Raw genomic sequence first — 16,553 nt, forward strand, 5'->3', positions numbered from 1 at the left:
TCAGGCCATCTCCTCGCCGAGGGGTTGGGGGTTGGGAACGACGCGCTGTGCCTTGGGCCTGCCCGGTGCCCTCAGGAAGAGCGCCAGCACCGCGGAGGCCAGTCCGATCGATCCGGCCAGGGCGAACGCGCCCTCGTAGTCCCAGGCGCCGACGACGACCGCGCCCATACCGGAACCGACCAGACCGGAGACGAGTTTCGAGCTGTAGACCATGCCGTAATTGGTCGCGTTGTTGTTCTCACCGAAGTAGTCCGCCGTCATGGCGGCGAACAGGGGGAAGATCGCGCCGCCTCCGAAGCCCGACACCATCGAGCAGAACAGGAAGAACGGCATCACGCCCATCGTCCCGGAGGCCAGCACGCCGAACTGGGCGACGCCCAGCACGACGCAGACGACGATCAGCGTGTTGCGGCGCCCGTACCGGTCGGAGATCCAGCCGATGACCCCGCGACCGGTGCCGTTGACGATCGCCTTCAGGGACATCGCCGTCGCCACGACGCCGCCCGCGAAACCCATGTCCTTGCCGAACGGCACCTGGAAGGCGATGCCGAAGATGTTGATGCCGGCCGTGCACAGCAGACAGAACCACATCATCCACAGCACGGGGGTGCGCGCGGCCTCCCTGGGGGTGTACTGCTTGACCGCCGGCGGGTTCTTCCGCAGCGCCCGGCGGATCTTCGGGTCGTCGGTCTGCTTCAGCGGGTCGACGTGCGCGGGCCACCAGTTCTTCGGCGGGTCCTTGAAGAACCGGCCCGCCGACGCCACCACCAGGCACAGCCCGACGCCGGCGCAGACCAGCACCGTCTCGTAGTTGCCCAGGTCCATGTACGAGGTGAACAGGAACACGAACGGCACGGAGCCGTAGGCGAAGCCGCCGTTGACGAATCCGGTCTTGCCGCCCTTGCGCTCCGGGTACCACTTGCCGACCATGTTCACGCACGTCGCGTAGACCAGTCCGGCGCCGATGCCGCTGCACATGCCGAAGCCGAGGTAGGCGACGACCACGTGCGGGGCGTAGGCGAGGGACACGTAACCCAGCAGGGTGCCGACCGCGCCGACCTGCATCGCGGCCCGCGCGGGGAGCCGGCCGCTCTCCCGCAGATGCCCGGCCGGCAGGGCCACGGCCGCCTGGAAGAACACCCAGACGCCCATCAGCCAGAAGATGTGCCCGCTGCTCCACAGATGGGCCTCGTGGAGGGTGTCCTCCGCCGAGGTGAACGCGTACTCGGCGGAACTGATGCCCATCATGCCGACCCAGGGCAGGACGACCATCCATGTGCGCGGCCGTCCCATGATGTCGATGTCGGACTCGCCGATCCGGTACACCCGGCCGTTGCGGTCCGTCACCTCCCTGCGCGGGAGGGAGGTCGAGACGTCGGTGGTTGCCATGTCGTGTCGCACCCCTTGCGTTCGAAAGCTCTGGCCAGCGCCCCCTGTCCAATGCCTTTCGCGTGCGCACGGGTCCCGGGCCGGCCGACGCGCACCGTCGGCCGGCCCCGCGCTGCCTCAGCTCATGTACCGCCCCCCAGCACGCCCGCCGCCCGCGCCCAGCGGTACTTCGCGCCGAGCACGGCCACCGGCTTCTCGGTCGTGTACGGGTACGCCGCGACCCCCCGCTCGAAGAGGTACTGGCACGCCTCCTCGACCTCCACGTCGCCCGCGAGGGAGGCCACCACGGGCTTCTCGACGCCCCGCTCGCGGAACTCGGCCACCACGCGTGCGGTGAGTTCGGCGAAGACCATGGGAGGCGTGACGATGGTGTGCCAGTAGCCGAGGACCAGCGCGTGGACGCGCGGGTCCTCCAGGCCCAGCCGGATCGTCGCCTCGTACGTCGACGGAGGCTCGCCGCCGGTGATGTCCACCGGGTTGCCGGCCGCGCCGAACGGCGGGATGAACCGGCGGAAGGCCGCGTCCAGGTCCGGCGGGATCTCCATCAGCTTCAGCCCGTTGTCCGTCACCGCGTCCGACAGCAGCACCCCGCTGCCCCCGGCCCCGGTGATGATGACGACGTTGTCGCCGCGCGGCGCGGGCAGCACCGGCAACGCGCGCGCGTACTCCAGCATGTCGTTCAGCCCCGGCGCCCGGATCACCCCGGCCTGCCGCAGGATGTCGTCGTACACCGCGTCGTCCCCGGCCAGCGCCCCGGTGTGCGACCCGGCCGCCTTGGCGCCCGCCGCCGTACGGCCCGCCTTGAGCACCACGACCGGCTTCTTCGGCACGGTCGCCCGCGCGGCCTCCACGAAGGCCCGGCCGTCCTTGAGGTCCTCCAGGTGCATCGCGATGCACTGGGTGTGCGGGTCCTCGCCGAACCAGGTGAGCAGGTCGTCCTCGTCCAGGTCCGACTTGTTGCCCAGCCCGACGATCGCCGACACACCCGTCCTGGTGGCGCGGGCGAACCCCAGGATGGCCATCCCGATGCCGCCCGACTGACTGGTCAGCGCGACGCCGCCCTTGACGTCGTACGGCGTGCAGAACGTGGCGCACAGGTCCTGCCAGGTCGAGTAGTAGCCGTAGATGTTCGGGCCGAGCAGCCGGACGCCGTACCGCTCTCCTATGGCGACGATCTCCTCCTGGAGGGCGTGTTCGCCGGTCTCGGCGAAACCGGAGGGGATCAGGACCGCGTTGGGTATGCCCTTGCGTCCCACCTCCGTGAGGGCCGCGGCGACGAACCGCGCGGGGATCGCGAAGACCGCGACGTCCACCTCGCCGGGCACGTCCGTCACGCTCTTGTACGCCTTGCGGCCCAGGATGTCGTCGGCCCTGGGGTTCACCGGGTGGATGTCCCCGGCGAAACCGCCGTCGACCAGGTTGCGCATCACCGAGTTGCCGATCTTGCCGGGCTCGTTGGAGGCGCCGATGACGGCGACCGAGCGCGGCTGCATCAGACGGCGCGTCGAGGCGAGGATCTCCTCGCGCGAGTAACGGCGGCGGGATTCCGCCGGCGCCTCGGAGAGGATCACCCGGATGTCGGCGGCGACGGCGCCGTGGGCCGTGGCGATCACCGGATTGAGGTCCACCTCGGCGATCTCGGGGAAGTCCGCGACCAGTTCGGAGACCCGGCGGATCTGCTCGGCCACCGCCCACCGGTCCACGCCCTCCTGCCCGCGCACCCCGCGCAGCACCGGGGCGGCCCGGATGGAGTCCAGCATGGACAGCGCCTCGTCGGGGCCGACCGGCGCCAGCCGGAACGTGACGTCCTCGAGGACCTCCACCAGCACCCCGCCGAGCCCGAACGCCACCACCTTCCCGAACGTCGGGTCGGTCACCGCGCCGACGATGACCTCCTGGCCCTCCGGCAGCAGTTCCTGCACCTGTACGCCGTGGATGCGGGCGTCCGCGTCGTACGCGCGGGCGTTCTCCACGATCCGGTGGAACGCGGCGCGGACGTCGGCGGCGCCCTCGACGCCGACGACCACACCGCCCGCGTCGGTCTTGTGCAGGATGTCCGGCGAGACGATCTTCATCACGACGGGGCCGGCGAAGCGTGCCGCGCAGGCCACCGCCCCGTCCACGTCGGTCGCCAGTTCCTCGCCGGGTACGGCGATCCCGTACGCGTCCGCGACCACCTTGCCCTCGGGCGCGGTGAGCGCGGTGCGCCCCTCGGCGCGCACGGCGTCCAGCAGCGCCCGCACCCGCGCGGTCCGGTCCTCGGCCCTCACCTCAGATCACCCCGTCCGACTTCAGCAGGCGCAGTTCCTCGTCGCCGAGGCCCAGCTCGCCGACGTAGACCTCTTCGTTGTGCTCGCCGAGCAGCGGGGAGCTGCTGACCTCCACGGGGGAGTCGGAGAGCTTGAGCGGGCTGCCGACGGTGACGAACTCGCCGCGCTCGGGGTGGGGGACGCGGACCACCATCTCGTTGTCGGCCAGCGACCGGTCCTCGATGATCTCCTTGGTGGACAGGATCGGCCCGCACGGGATGTTGTGCGCGTTCAGCCGCTCCAGCACCTCCCACTTGGGCAGGGTGGAGGACCACTCCTCGATCAGCTGGAACATCTTGTTCAGCTTCGGCAGCCGGGCCGCCGGGGTCGCCCACTCGGGGTCGTCGGCCAGTTCCGGCCGGCCGATCAGTTCGGTGATCGGCTGCCAGCCGACCGGCTGCACGATGACGTACACGTAGTCGTTCGGGCCGCCCGGCGCGCACTTCACGGCCCAGCCGGGCTGGCCGCCGCCGGACGCGTTGCCGGAGCGGGGAACCTCGTCTTTGAAGTCCTCGTTGGGATATTCGGCGAGTGGACCATGGGTCAGGCGCTGCTGGTCGCGCAGCTTCACCCGGCAGAGGTTGAGCACCGCGTGCTGCATGGCCACGTTCACCCGCTGCCCGCGGCCGGTGCGCTCCCGCTGGTACAGCGCCGCGAGGATGCCCGCCACGGCGTGGACGCCCGTGCCCGAGTCCCCGATCTGGGCCCCCGTCGCCAGCGGCGGCCCGTCCTCGAACCCGGTGGTGGACATCGATCCGCCCATGGCCTGCGCGACGACCTCGTACGCCTTGAAGCCGGTGTAGGGGCCGTCGCCGAACCCCTTGATGGAGGCGTAGACGATCCGGGGATTGATCTCCTTGATCCGGTCCCAGGCGAACCCCATCCGGTCCACCGCGCCCGGCCCGAAGTTCTCGACCATGACGTCCGAGCGCCGGATCAGCTCGGTGAGGATCTCCTTGCCGCGCTCGGTCTTGGTGTTGAGGGTGATGCTCCGCTTGTTGCAGTTGAGCATCGTGAAGTAGAGGGAGTCGACGTCCGGCAGGTCCCGCAACTGCCTGCGGGTGATGTCGCCGGTCGGTGCCTCCAGTTTGACGACGTCCGCGCCGAGCCAGGCGAGCAGCTGGGTCGCGGAGGGGCCGGACTGGACGTGCGTCATGTCCAGGACGCGGATGCCCTCAAGAGCCTTCGCTGTCACGGGCGATCACCTCACTTGTACATGGTCTGGTTCATGGTTCCGGGGGCGTACGCGTCCGGGTCGACCCAGACGTTGATCAGGGAGGGCTTGCCGGACTCGCGGGCCCGCAGCAGCGCGGGGCCGATGTCGGCGGGGTCGCGGACCTCCTCGCCGTGCCCGCCGAGCATCCGCGCGAACTGGTCGTAGGGGACGTCGCCGAGGGTGTTGCCGACCCGCTCGCGGGCCTCGCCGTACTTGGCCTTCTGGCCGTAGCGGATCTGGTTCATGGAGGAGTTGTTGCCGACGATCCCGACGAAGGGGAGGTCGTAGCGGACGAGGGTCTCGAAGTCCCAGCCGGTCAGCGAGAAGGCGCCGTCACCGAAGAGGGCGACCACCTCCTTGTCGGGCCGCGCCTGCTTGGCGGCGAGCACGAAGGGGACACCGACGCCGAGGGTGCCGAGGGGGCCCGGGTCCATCCAGTGGCCGGGGGACTTGGGCTGCACGACCTGCCCGGAGAAGGTGACGATGTCACCGCCGTCGCCGATGTAGATCGAGTCCTCGGTGAGGAAGTCGTTGATCTCGCTGACCAGCCGGTAGGGATGGATGGGGGAGGCGTCCGAGCGGAGTTGCGGCAGCCGCTTGTCGAGTGCGGCCCGCTCGGCGGCCCGCAGTTCGTCCAGCCACTCCTTGCGCCTGGCGGCGCCCCCGTCGATCCGCCCGGAGGCCGCCTCGGCGACCGCCTTGAGCACCAGTCCGGGGTCCCCGACGATGCCGAGGTCGATGTCGCGGTTCTTGCCGACGGTGCGGTAGTCGAGGTCGATCTGTACGACGGTCGCGTCCGGCGAGAGCCGCTTGCCGTAGCCCATGCGGAAGTCGAAGGGGGTGCCGACCACGACGATGACGTCGGCGCCGGAGAAGGCGTAGCGGCGGGAGAGCTGGAAGTGGTGCGGGTCGCCCGGCGGCAGGGTGCCGCGGCCGGCGCCGTTCATGTACGCCGGGATGTTCAGTGCGCGCACCAGCTCGACGGCGGCCTCGGTGCCGCGGGTGGTCCACACCTGGCCGCCCAGCAGGATGGCCGGTTTCTCGGCGTGCGTCAGCAGGTCGGCGAGGCGCTCGACGGCCTCCGGGTCGCCCGCCGAGCGGGTCGAGGCCCGGTAGGCGCCGGCCCTCGGCACCCGTGCCTTGTCCACGGGCACCTTGGCGTCGAGTACATCGCGCGGGATCTCCAGGAAGGAGGGGCCGGGTGCGCCGTGGTAGCACTCGCGGAAGGCCATCGACACCATGTCCGCCGCGCGGGCCGTGGACGGCACGGTCGCCGCGAACTTGGTGATCGGCGTCATCATGTCGACGTGCGGCAGGTCCTGGAGGGACCCCATCTTGTGCTGGGCCAGGGCGCCCTGGCCGCCGATCAGCACCATCGGTGACTCGGCGCGGAAGGCGTTGGCGACACCGGTGACGGCGTCGGTGGTGCCGGGGCCCGCGGTGACCACCGCGCAGCCGGGCCTGCCGGTGATCCGGGCGTAGCCGTCGGCGGCGTGCGCGGCGACCTGCTCGTGGCGGACGTCGACCACCTCGATGCCCTCGTCCACACAGCCGTCGTAGATGTCGATGATGTGGCCGCCGCAGAGGGTGTAGATGCGGTCGACCCCCTCGGCCTTGAGTGCCTTGGCCACGAGGTGACCGCCGGAGATGACGTCCTGGGACTGAGTGTCCTCGGGCATGGCGAAGTAGGTCCCTTCCATGAGGGGTTGGGGCGCTCGCGCAGTACATTGCATACAGTCGACGAATACTGTATGAAACTCGTTATCCCGCATCCCGTGAGTGGTGTCCAGGGGGAGTGGGGCACTTTCGGTCACCGGAGCCCCGGTGGGCCCGGCACCGGCAGACGGGAGCCGAGACGGGCCTGTACGAGCGCCGGGCAAGGCGACTCTCCGCGGAGCACGGCATCGCGGTCTCCCGGGCCGAGGTGACCGACTCGCCCGAGCGGGCCCGGGACACCGCCCGCCGCCCCGGCGGCCGAACCGTGGTCAAGTCGCAGGTCAGGACCGGTGGACGGGGCAAGGCGGGCGGGGTCGTGCGCACCGCCGACCCGGCCGCGGCCCGCCGCGTCCTCGGCATGGAGGTCAAGGGGCACACCGCCGCCGCGGTCATGGTCGCCGAACCGGTCGACGTGGAGAGCGAGTCCCGCGTCTCCTGCGTCCCCGGACCGGGCGGCGGACGGCTTCGTGGCCGTCGCCCCCGCCGAGGGCGGCACGGGGATCGAGGAGGTCGCGGCCCGGCGCCCCGAGGCGGTGCCCGGGTCGCCGTGGAACCGGCCGAAAAGATGACCACCCGGAGGCGGCCCGGGTGGCGGAAGCGGCCGGCCCGCCCCCGCAGACCGCCGACGTCCTCGTACGGCTGGGGGAGGCGCTGGTCCGCGAGGACGCCCGGCTCGTCGAGGTGGACCCGCTGGTGCGTACCGCCAGGGCCGGACCGTCGCCCTCGACGGCAAGGTCACCCTGGACGACAACGCCCTCTTCCGGCACCCCCGTGGGGGAGCGGGGCGTCCCCGCCCGCCGATCCGCTGGAGGCCGCAGCCGCCGCCAAGGGCCTCGCCTACGTGGAACTGGACGGTGAGGGTGGGCGTCATCGGCCACGGCGCCGGCCTGGTCATGTCGACATCCCCGCCGGCATCGCCGAGCCCGGCCGCGTCGGCCCGGTCTCCAAGGCGGCCACCCTCACCTACCGGCTCACGCGGCCCCCCGCCCGGACGGGGGTCAGGCGCCGGTCAGTACGTCCGGACCAGGCGGGCCGTCTCGGCCGGGGTCGCGCCGCCCCTGACGCCGGCCGCTTCCAGGGCGGCCTTCGTCGCTGCGGCCGTACCGGACGAGCCGGAGACGATGGCGCCCGCGTGGCCCATGGTGCGGCCCTCGGATGCGGTGAAGCCGGCGATGTAGCCGACGACCGGCTTGGTGACATGGTCACGGATGTGGGCGGCGGCGCGTTCCGCCGCGTCGCCGCCGATCTCGCCGATCTCGCCGATCTCGCCGATCTCGCCGATCTCGCCGATCTCGCCGATCTCGCCGATCTCGCCGATCTCGCCGATCTCGCCGATCAGCGCGGTCAGGTCGGTGTCGGGGTCGTCCTGGAAGGCGGCGAGGCAGTCGATGTGGCCGGTACCGACGACCGGGTCGCCGCCGCTGCCGATCACCGCACCCGCGCCCGCCCGCCACCGTGCACCGAGAGCGGAGACCGCGCACGGCACCCACCCTCACCCTCAAGAGCGGCACCACCCGGGCCGACGCCTGCCGCCGCTGCCGCGCCGTCGTCCCGAGGCGTTCCGCGACGACCGCGTCCGCGCGTCCGCAAGCTCCGGGACGCCCGCCGGCAGGCCTTCGCCGGCGGGGAGCCGCCGGTGCGGGCCGTGGCCCGGGGACCGGCGGGGGAGCGGCTGCCGGGCAACTTCCCGGACCACCGGCTCATGCCGTGACCGACCGGTCACACCCCGTCCCAGCCACTGCCCAGGGCGCCGATACGCAGGTGAAAGGCACTGCGAAAGCTTGGTATGGTTGTCCATGTCGCCGCGGGGGAACACCCTGGCGGGCGACAGGCACCTGGTCCGGGTGGCGGAATGGCAGACGCGCTAGCTTGAGGTGCTAGTGCCCTTTATCGGGCGTGGGGGTTCAAGTCCCCCCTCGGACACCAGCAGAAACCCCAGTTCACCTGGGGTTTTTCTGTTTCTCCGGCTGTGGCGTGACCGACCACGTGACCAACAGCCTGGAGACTTCCCAGGTCACACTAGGGATGACAGGCCGAGTCGGCCAGCACCGGAGGCGGCCAGTCGGCGCGCTCCGTCCTTACGGGAGTGCCCGTACCAGGCCATCGTGTAGCCCGGCGAGTGGTGCCGGACGTTGGCGGAGACCTCTACGGGGTTCTCCCCGGCCTCCAGATCGTTCGTGACCTTGTTGTGCCGCCAGTCGTGGATACGGAAGTCCTCCGGCAGGTGCAGACGGTTCCGCAGGGTGCGCCACCGAGCAGAGACCTTCTCCGGGTCTTGCGGGCCGCCTGCCTCGCCCCGGTAGAGCTTGAAGCCGTCCCGAGCGAACACCAGGTCATGATCCACCCAGGCGCAGCCGAGACGGGCTCGCTTTTGGATGCTGACCGGGTGAGCCTGCCCGACGTGGACGGGCGGGAGCTGGCCGACGCTTACGGGTGGGCGACGGCCCGGCGGGTGATCACGCTTGTGGAGGATGCCCGGCCGCTGTGGCGGGTGGTTCGCCGGTACGCCCGCATCCTGGGTGAGACCCTGCCCGAAGGGCAGGCAGTCTTCATCGAGTGAACGGCAGAGCAGACGCTCAGGGTTGCGGCCTGTCTGGCAGCGTCCGAGTGCTCGGAGACGATCACGGAAGAGATGGTGTCGGCAGCATTCAGCTTGGTTCGTCGGTCGGTGCAGGACGCAGTGCGCATCACCAAGGGAGCGACCTCCCCGAAGGGGAAGCGGCAGCCGCTCAGTCTTGAGGACAAGGTGCGGGCCCGGATCGAGATGCACGGCGGTCGGGCCACTTCCTCTCAGGTGCTCCCGTACGTGGGAGCGAGCGCAGAAGAGGTCAGGGAACTGCCCGGAATCGTCGTGACCGTGGAACGGTCGGGGAAGACCGGTCGGCCGGCCACCGTTTTCACGGTCCGCGGTGACAGTTCTGGTGACTCTGTGCCGCAGCCGGCCAGCGCAGAGGGTGAGCAGAACAGGGACAGTTCCCGTCACGCAGAGGTGCGGCCGGCAAGCGCGGAGTGTGAGCGAAACCGCGCAACGGTCGTGCGCCTGAACGCTTACCGCCCGGAGTTGAACAGGGTCTCGGAGACTGCGCCCGAACCGAGGCGGTCGGAAGTCGTCGGTAGTACGAATCCGCTCCTCGCGCTGCTCTAACCGAACGAAAGTGAGCCCCGGCCTCAAGGCCGGGGCTTCTCAGTTGCTTCGACTACCTGACAGGGCAGGCCAGTTCAGGCATCGTACGGTTCGGGGAGCACGTCACAACTGCCAGGGATAGGTAGGAAGGGCGTTCGAGGTAGAAGCCCAGTGACACATCTGTGCCGGACTTCAGCCGCTCGGCCATGGAGTTGACCAGTTGGGCCAGGCTGGTGGTGTCCCGGTCACGCTCGGAGGCGAACCGGGGCGCATACTCCGCCAGCCGCTCCCCGATCCACGCTGCCGCTTCCTTGGCCTCATTCCAAGTGCCACGAACTAAGGAACGGGGCTTGATGAGCCAGTACGCCGTTTCGATCGGTGGCAGATCGGATGTCGGGAACTCGGCCACCACCTCCCGGTAGCGCTTGAGTAGCTGCTCTGCCTTCGTGTCTTCATCGGACACGGGAGCCGGTGGAGGCTCAGGGTGTGGGGGACGCCGTAGAGCCTCATCGTCGAAGCGCTCTTTCGGGCCGGTCCATAGGTAGCCGTGGTGGTGCACCAGTCGTTCCCGTTCGAGTGGTGTCAGCCGGGCCGGACCCAGGGACGAGGGATGGACCCGGCCCGGCTGACGGCAGAGGGGAGGATTAGACGTTCAGGCCGAAGCGCGCCGGGTCGATACCGGCCGCGTCCAGCTCCTCCGTGGTGAACCGCAGCGGCTGCGCGTCCGGCCGCTTGCTGTCACCGAGCGCCCAGACGCCGTCACCGATCTGGGCCAGGGTCACGCACCCCTCCGGACAGGGGCCACCGCACGCCTTCACGAACGAGGCCCCGCTGATGTCGAGCGCGTACAGGTCGGTTCCGTTCCGCATCACTGCACCTTCCTGCTCAACTAATCGCGGTCATGGCTGACCGCCGCCGCCCACGCCGGGCGGGAGTTCAAGGGCATGGAGCACGCTTCAGGTCCTTGAGCGCTTCCCGGAGCCGGTGCAGCGCCAGCACTCGCAGGGGGGCCACACGTTCGTCATCAGAGGCGGGAGGTCATCGGTAGCAAATACGGCCTGCTCGGAACCCCAGGTCTGACCCGAGTCATGCGATACCCGAAGCGTCATCAAGGGGCGCTCCGCCACGAGCTGGGCGTAGGTCTTCCCGCTCATGACTCAGTGCGCCCTTTCCTGGTGCTGACGCAGCTCCACGTTCGCGTCAGATACGGCGCTGTAGTCGCCTCTGGAGCGGGCGTTCTCTCTGCTGACCGAGAGGGACAGACAGTCCGAGCAGCCAGGCGCAGCGGAGGGCTCGGCCGGTAGCTCGCCCAGGTGGTAGCCCTGCGGCTGCTGTGACACTGCTTCCTCCCCGGCTCATCTGGCGCGATGAAAGGACGCTAGGAGTCGACGCGTCCGGGGCTCTACGAACTTGCATGAGCTTGCACGCCAATTTGACTGTGAGGAAGCGGTATTGACGGTGTATCCGCAGTTCAACGAAGCTGATGCAAGCCCGAGCAAGCACCTAGCCGAGGGAGCCAGATATGGCCGTGGAGTTTGTTGGGATCGACCCCGACACAGACCGGGACCACTGCCCCACCGTATGGGCGGACGAGGAAGCTCAGGAGATCTTGTTGCAGGGGTGGAAGCCGAGCACCGAGACTCAGGCGGAGTGCGAGGCAAGCAGCCCCGCGAACGGGCCGGTGCCTGAGAGTGAAGCGATCGTCAGGATTCCGGCCCGGATGATCCCCATGATCATGGAGGCGTGTGATGCCGTCGAGCGTGCCCAGCTTCGCTGAGCTGCTTGGACAGTGTGACCGGTCTGCCGTCCATCTGGAGCTGCGCGACTGTTACGCCCCGACGGACCGGTTCGAGGCGTGGAAGCGGGGTGAGCGCATCAACTGGGAGGACCGCGAGTCCTGGTGGCATCCCTACGACCAGTTGATCGCAGATACGGTGGCACGAGGTGTATCCGTCCGCCGGGCTCGGGTCGTATCCGAGCCCGTATCGGAGTACATCCGCTGGGAGCACCACGTCACCCATGCCAACGTCACAGCGGGTGAGGAGGTGCGCTGGCTGCCACGGCGACGGGCCACAGACATCGCTCTGCCGGGGAATGACTTCTGGCTGTTTGACGGCGCACTGCTCCGGGTGCATCACTTCTCCGGTGACGGCGTAGTGGTCGAGGACGAAATCACGGCGGACCCGGAGACCGTGAAGCTGTGTTCCACTGCCTTCGAAGCAGTCTGGGAGCGAGCGACCCCGCACCACCTGTACAGGATCTGACGAAGGCCGGCTCCATGCCCCCGCATCCCTCTTCAAGCGTCCAGAAGGCCCGCGAACACCTCGCCGGCCGCCTCCGTGAGATTCGGAAGGATGCCGGGATCAGCGGGCGGGAGCTGGCCGTCAGGTGTGGTTGGTCGGAGTCGAAGTCGTCCAGGATCGAGAACGCCCGGACACCTCCCGCTGACTCGGACATCAAAGCCTGGTGCCGGGCTTGTTCCGCTGAAGATCAGGTCCCCGACCTGATCGCTGCCAACAGGCAGTCCGCCGATGCTCACGTGCAGTGGAAGCGACTCCAGCGCAGTGGTCTCCGCCGCCTGCAAGAGTCGACAGGCGATCTCTACGAACAAACAAAGATGTTCCGTGTCTACGTTTCTGACGTGATCCCTGGGTTCCTTCAGACACCCGGCTACGCCACTGCCCTCTTGTCCTCCATCGCAGACTTCCGGGGGACGCCGGACGACGTGAGTGATGCGGTCGCGGCCCGCATGAGGCGTAACCAGGTGATGAGCAACGGCGCTCGGCGGTTCTCGTTCGTCTTGGAGGAGGCGGTGTTGCGGTACCGGCTGTGCAGTGCCGAGACCATGGCGGCACAGCTCGGTCACCTGCTCGAGGTCATGGATCTTCAGAACGTCGCCGTAGGCATCGTGCCGTTCTCTGAGCAACGAACTGTGTGGCCTATGGCTACCTTCACGATCTTCGATGACACCAGGGTGCACGCGGACACGCTGGATGCTGCTTCCACCCTCACACAGCCCAGCCAGGTCGAGCTGTACGCCCGAGCCTTTGAGCGGCTTGCGCAAGGGGCCGCACGGGGAGCTGCGGCGCGTTCTCTGATAGCTGGTGCGTTGGCATCGCTGGACTGAGTGAGGATCGTCCGTGAACGGGTTGGACACGTGACCAACGCATGACCAACAGCGGCCAGGAACGGGCAGAAACAGCAGGTGAGCGTGACCAACCCCCACACCCCCGAAGGGGGCCCAGAGAGGGCGTATCCGCAGGTCAGCTAACTAATAGGCTGGTGCCCGAGAGCAAGTTCAAGTCCCCCCTCGGACACCAGCGGAGACCCCAGTCGATCTGGGGCCTTTCTGTTTCTACGGGTGTGACGCGGCCGTCCCCCGCCCCAGCCGCGTCCCGTCACCCATGACGACCCTGCCGCGCGGTTCCGGTGTGCCGCGCCAGGCGAGGACACTCTTCGGCACCACGCACAGGCACAGGCAGGTACCTTCCTCCGCGCGCGGGTCCCCGCCGAACCTGGCGGCGAACGCCTCGGCCGCGGCCGCGGGCACGTCCTCGTCCGGAAAGCATTCCGCCTCACCCTGGAGGAGCACCCCGTCGAAGGTGTCCGGCAGCGCCAGGCGGACGCGCGGCTCCACGCGGACGTTCCGCGCGGTCGCGGAAGCGGCACCGGTGCACATCCACGCCGCCCGTCCGTCCCACCGGAACCACAGCGTCACCTGGTGCGGCCCGTGCCGGGATGCGCCGTCGACACCCACATGTCCTTCTCGGTGACGAGTATTTCCGGAGTGTCACGCCTGCGTTGTGCCGCCCGGCGCCGGACGGTCCCATCGGCCCGCATGGGGGCCGACCACCACCGGCAGCTGCACCGCGCGCATGAGGCGAAGGACCTGCGCGCGGCGGCCGAGGAACTCCCCGGCCTCCGACCCGGGACGGCCGGTCCCCGCATCGTGTTGACCATTCCCGGCGGGCAGTGGTGGAGTCGGCGCGTGGACAGCATCTCCGCCAACCGGCGGCTCTGGAACCGGATCAGCAGCGCCTACCAGCAGGAGCACGACCCGCAGATCGGCGCCGCGCCCCGGCTGTGGGGCATGTACTCCATCCCCGACGCGCACCTGCGCGCCCTGGGCGACGTCGCCGGCGAACGCGTCCTCGAACTCGGCTGCGGGGCGGGACAGTGGTCCAGGGCGCTCGCCGCCGAGGGCGCCGCCGTGGTCGGACTCGACCTGTCCGAGGCCCAGCTCGCCGCGGCGGCCGGCGCGATGGGAGCGGTCCGCTACCCGCTGGTTCAGGGCGCCGCCGAACACCTCCCCTTCGCCGACGGCAGCTTCGACCTGGTCTTCTGCGACTTCGGCGGGCTCAGCTGGGCGCCCCCGCACCTGGCCGTCCCGCAGGCCGCGCGCGTCCTCGGCCGGGGCGGGCGACTGGTGTTCAACGTCGCCAGCCCCTGGTTCGAAGCCTGCTACGACGAAGCCGCCGCCCGCGTGACCACGACGCTGCGGCAGGACTACTTCGGCCACCACACCATCGCCGAAGGCGACGGCGCGACCAGCTACCAGCTCACCTACGGCGACTGGGTGAGGGTCCTGCGCGGCGCGGGTCTCGTCATCGACGACCTCATCGAGCCGCGGCCCGGCCCCGGAACACCCAACGGCTACAACGAGACCGACCCGCCCGACTGGGCGCACCGCTGGCCGGCGGAGCTGCTCTGGGTGACCCACAAACCGTGAGCCCCGCCGCCCGAGTCGCGCGGGCGTCCCCTCGCCGGACACGACCCGGGAAAACAGAAACCCGCCCGGTCCGACGGGGGAACAGACCGGGCGGGAGCTCTCAACTCACCCTGCCGAGCTTACGGCAGGCGGCGGCGGCGCGGGTGCGCCGAGCGGCTTCCGTGGCGAAGTTGTCCGAATCACGATCTTCGAAGCCCGCCGCGCCACGGCTCGGGAAGGCGCCGCCGCGCCCATGGATCAGGGGTACGACACCACCGTGGACGGCACGGTCGAGGTCCCGGACGTCGGTGCCCCGGTGTCGTTGATGACGCGTTCGTACTGCCCGTTGCCGCCGAGGGAGACGACGAGGAGGCCGTGGAAGCGGACGCCGGGGCGGTTCGGGGCGGCGAAGCCGTGGTGCTGGATGATCGTCGGGTCCACGTTGTAGTAGCAGTAGCTGCCCAGTCCCCAGCCCTCGTGCTCGGTGACGGCGTCCCCGACCTTGTAGGCGGCGTACCCCTTGACCGAGCCGTTCTGGATCGCGGCCTGGTTGGGGGCGTCGTAGGCCTTCTCGTTCTGGAAGAAGATCGTCCGGCCGCGCTGGCCGTTCCACTGGACGTCGTACTTGTTGAAGTGCTCGACGAACAGGCCGGTGATCAGGACGTCGGAGCCGTTGACGATCAGCCCGTAGTCGGCGCGGTTGGTCTCCCAGCCGACGCCCTCGCCGTGGTCGGCGCGCCAGATCCAGGTGTGGTCGACGATGGTGTGCCGGCTGTTGATCACCATGCTGGTGGTGGCCTTGCCCGCGCCCGCGCCGCCGATGCGGACGAACACGTCCTGCACGGTGGTGGGGTTGGCGGAGTGGTCGCGGGAGGAGCCCTGCGGGCCGACCTCCAGCAGGACCGGGGAGTTGACCGGCCCGGCGTCGATCAGGAAGCCGGCCAGGCGCACGCCGTCGACGTCGGCGACCCGCAGCGCGGTGACGCCGTTGTCGGGGATGAGGGTGGCGTACCCGAGGCCGAGGACGACGGTATTGGCGCGGCCCACCTGGATCGGCCGGTCCAGGTGGTAGATGCCCGGCGTGAGCAGCAGGTGGAGGCCCTCGGAGAGCGCCTGGTTGAGGGTGGCCGCCGAGACGCCGGGCCGGGCCACGTAGAACTGGGTGAGCGGCAGTGACGTGCCGCGCGGGGTGCCGTTGCCCCAGGAGACCCCGCGGGCGTTGGTGCGCTTCTCCGGCAGGAACACCCGGTAGGCGCCGCCGCCGTCGACGTACAGGAAGGGCTTCTCGCGGGAGACGGGGGTGGTGGCGAGGGTGGTGTACGGCGGGTTCGGGAAGCTCTGCGCGGGGGCGCCCTCGACGCCGGAGAAGACCATGTTCCAGACCGCGTTCAGCCAGCCGCCGACCGCGCTGTCCCGCGTGTACCACTGCTGCTGGGAGTACGGGCCGACCTGGCCGTCGATGCGGCTGTCGGCGATGTAGCCGCCGCTCGCCCAGCCGTAGCCGGCCGGCGCGAGGTTGAGGCCGCCGCGGACGTGCATGCGGCGGAAGGGCGCGGCCTGTGACACGGCCCACCGGTTGGTGCCGTTCACCGGGACCAGGGCGAGGTTCTCCGCCGAACGCCAGAAGTTCTGCGTGGCGTTGCCGCCGAACCAGCCGGCGTCGACCGTCACGTCGCCGTTGATGGTGGTGTCGTCGGGGGAGAGGCCGAGACCGGAGATGGAGGTGTAGAAGCCGATCTGCGCGTTGAGGCCGTGGTACGTGCCCGGCTTGAAGAAGAGCTGGTAGCGGCCGGTGCCGAACTGGGCCGACTCCTGCTGCCGGAAGATCTCGTCCAGCCGGGCCTGGATGCCCGGGGTCGACGGGTCGAAGACGATGACGTTCGGACCGAGGTCGCCGCCGCCGGGCAGGGCCGCCCGGGGCCGGTTCCGGCGGGGCGCCGGCGCGGCGGAGGCGGGGCCCGGGAGCAGCGGCGCGGCGGCAGCGGCGGCGGCCACGGCACCGAGGACGGCTCGGCGGCCGGGCGCCCGGCCGGGGAGGGACGAGGACGAGGACGGGGTGGGGGAAGTCATGGGGCGGCTCTCCTGTCGGGG

Annotated in this window: 13 protein-coding genes, 1 tRNA gene and 3 pseudogenes; 7 read left to right on the top strand and 10 right to left on the bottom strand. The window is 70.0% G+C overall.

The annotated features are described in order from the left end of the window. From Sdagh_RS23040 to Sdagh_RS23055, 4 genes are all read right to left on the bottom strand, one after another. Window positions 1–1,389: an OFA family MFS transporter gene (locus Sdagh_RS23040; RefSeq protein ID WP_190077134.1), complete on the bottom strand. Its 1,389-nt coding sequence runs from the start codon at window positions 1,387–1,389 to the stop codon at window positions 1–3. A 122-nt stretch (window positions 1,390–1,511) separates the two neighbouring features. Beyond that, window positions 1,512–3,659 (bottom strand): acetate--CoA ligase family protein, encoded by a 2,148-nt coding sequence (locus Sdagh_RS23045; RefSeq protein ID WP_190077133.1) that lies wholly within the window; start codon window positions 3,657–3,659, stop codon window positions 1,512–1,514. 1 nt (window position 3,660) lies between these two features. Beyond that, the gene (frc, locus tag Sdagh_RS23050; RefSeq protein WP_190010477.1) at window positions 3,661–4,893 is read right to left on the bottom strand and encodes a formyl-CoA transferase; all 1,233 of its coding nucleotides are present in this window, start codon (window positions 4,891–4,893) and stop codon (window positions 3,661–3,663) included. Window positions 4,894–4,904: 11 nt separating this feature from the next. Continuing rightward, entirely contained in the window at window positions 4,905–6,593 is a 1,689-nt protein-coding gene (locus Sdagh_RS23055) for a thiamine pyrophosphate-binding protein (protein WP_189418408.1), read from the bottom strand. A gap of 182 nt (window positions 6,594–6,775) precedes the next feature. On the opposite strand from Sdagh_RS23055, the pseudogene Sdagh_RS23060 reads away from it, so the two are divergent. Continuing rightward, window positions 6,776–7,532: pseudogene (locus Sdagh_RS23060) on the top strand (ATP-grasp domain-containing protein); the annotation flags it as partial. A gap of 107 nt (window positions 7,533–7,639) precedes the next feature. On the opposite strand, the pseudogene Sdagh_RS23065 reads toward Sdagh_RS23060, so the two are convergent. Further along, window positions 7,640–8,074 (bottom strand): annotated as a pseudogene (locus Sdagh_RS23065) (hypothetical protein); the annotation flags it as partial. 394 nt (window positions 8,075–8,468) lie between these two features. Here Sdagh_RS23065 and Sdagh_RS23070 point away from each other — a divergent pair. Continuing rightward, a tRNA-Leu gene (locus tag Sdagh_RS23070) sits at window positions 8,469–8,556 on the top strand. 88 nt (window positions 8,557–8,644) lie between these two features. On the opposite strand, the gene Sdagh_RS23075 is transcribed toward Sdagh_RS23070, so the two are convergent. Further along, the gene (locus Sdagh_RS23075) at window positions 8,645–8,959 is read right to left on the bottom strand and encodes a site-specific integrase (protein WP_190077132.1); all 315 of its coding nucleotides are present in this window, start codon (window positions 8,957–8,959) and stop codon (window positions 8,645–8,647) included. Window positions 8,960–9,016: 57 nt separating this feature from the next. On the opposite strand from Sdagh_RS23075, the gene Sdagh_RS23080 reads away from it, so the two are divergent. Beyond that, complete coding sequence (locus Sdagh_RS23080) at window positions 9,017–9,190, top strand: hypothetical protein (RefSeq protein ID WP_226535592.1); 174 nt, start codon at window positions 9,017–9,019, stop codon at window positions 9,188–9,190. Window positions 9,191–9,827: 637 nt separating this feature from the next. Here the strand turns inward: Sdagh_RS23080 and Sdagh_RS23085 are convergent. Together Sdagh_RS23085 and Sdagh_RS23090 are read right to left on the bottom strand one after the other, a co-directional pair. After that, window positions 9,828–10,313 carry a hypothetical protein gene (locus Sdagh_RS23085; RefSeq protein ID WP_190077131.1) on the bottom strand — a complete coding sequence of 162 codons (486 nt, stop codon included), beginning with the start codon at window positions 10,311–10,313 and terminating at the stop codon, window positions 9,828–9,830. An 85-nt stretch (window positions 10,314–10,398) separates the two neighbouring features. Continuing rightward, on the bottom strand, window positions 10,399–10,623 hold the full coding sequence (locus tag Sdagh_RS23090; protein WP_190077130.1) for a DUF397 domain-containing protein: 225 nt from the start codon (window positions 10,621–10,623) through the stop codon (window positions 10,399–10,401). A gap of 653 nt (window positions 10,624–11,276) precedes the next feature. Between Sdagh_RS23090 and Sdagh_RS23095 the strand changes: the two genes are divergently transcribed. Genes Sdagh_RS23095 through Sdagh_RS23105 form a run of 3 tightly spaced genes read left to right on the top strand, consistent with a single transcriptional unit; the run spans window position 11,277 to window position 12,881 of the window. Next, on the top strand, window positions 11,277–11,531 hold the full coding sequence (locus Sdagh_RS23095; protein WP_190077129.1) for a hypothetical protein: 255 nt from the start codon (window positions 11,277–11,279) through the stop codon (window positions 11,529–11,531). Then, window positions 11,503–12,018, top strand: coding sequence for a DUF6879 family protein (locus Sdagh_RS23100; RefSeq protein ID WP_190077128.1), 516 nt, complete (start codon window positions 11,503–11,505; stop codon window positions 12,016–12,018). Before Sdagh_RS23095 ends, Sdagh_RS23100 begins: the two co-directional genes overlap by 29 nt. 14 nt (window positions 12,019–12,032) lie before the next feature. Further along, window positions 12,033–12,881 carry a helix-turn-helix domain-containing protein gene (locus tag Sdagh_RS23105; RefSeq protein WP_190077127.1) on the top strand — a complete coding sequence of 283 codons (849 nt, stop codon included), beginning with the start codon at window positions 12,033–12,035 and terminating at the stop codon, window positions 12,879–12,881. Between the two features lie 228 nt (window positions 12,882–13,109). On the opposite strand, the pseudogene Sdagh_RS23110 reads toward Sdagh_RS23105, so the two are convergent. Continuing rightward, a pseudogene (locus Sdagh_RS23110) lies at window positions 13,110–13,594 on the bottom strand (pyridoxamine 5'-phosphate oxidase family protein). Between the two features lie 148 nt (window positions 13,595–13,742). Here Sdagh_RS23110 and Sdagh_RS23115 point away from each other — a divergent pair. Further along, the gene (locus Sdagh_RS23115; RefSeq protein WP_190077126.1) at window positions 13,743–14,483 is read left to right on the top strand and encodes a class I SAM-dependent methyltransferase; all 741 of its coding nucleotides are present in this window, start codon (window positions 13,743–13,745) and stop codon (window positions 14,481–14,483) included. A gap of 237 nt (window positions 14,484–14,720) precedes the next feature. Here the strand turns inward: Sdagh_RS23115 and Sdagh_RS23120 are convergent, their stop codons facing one another. Further along, entirely contained in the window at window positions 14,721–16,532 is a 1,812-nt protein-coding gene (locus Sdagh_RS23120; protein WP_190077125.1) for a pectate lyase-like domain-containing protein, read from the bottom strand. Window positions 16,533–16,553: the final 21 nt, after the last annotated feature.

This window comes from Streptomyces daghestanicus, assembly GCF_020521275.1.
GTDB classification, from domain to species: Bacteria; Actinomycetota; Actinomycetes; order Streptomycetales; family Streptomycetaceae; genus Streptomyces; species Streptomyces griseoviridis.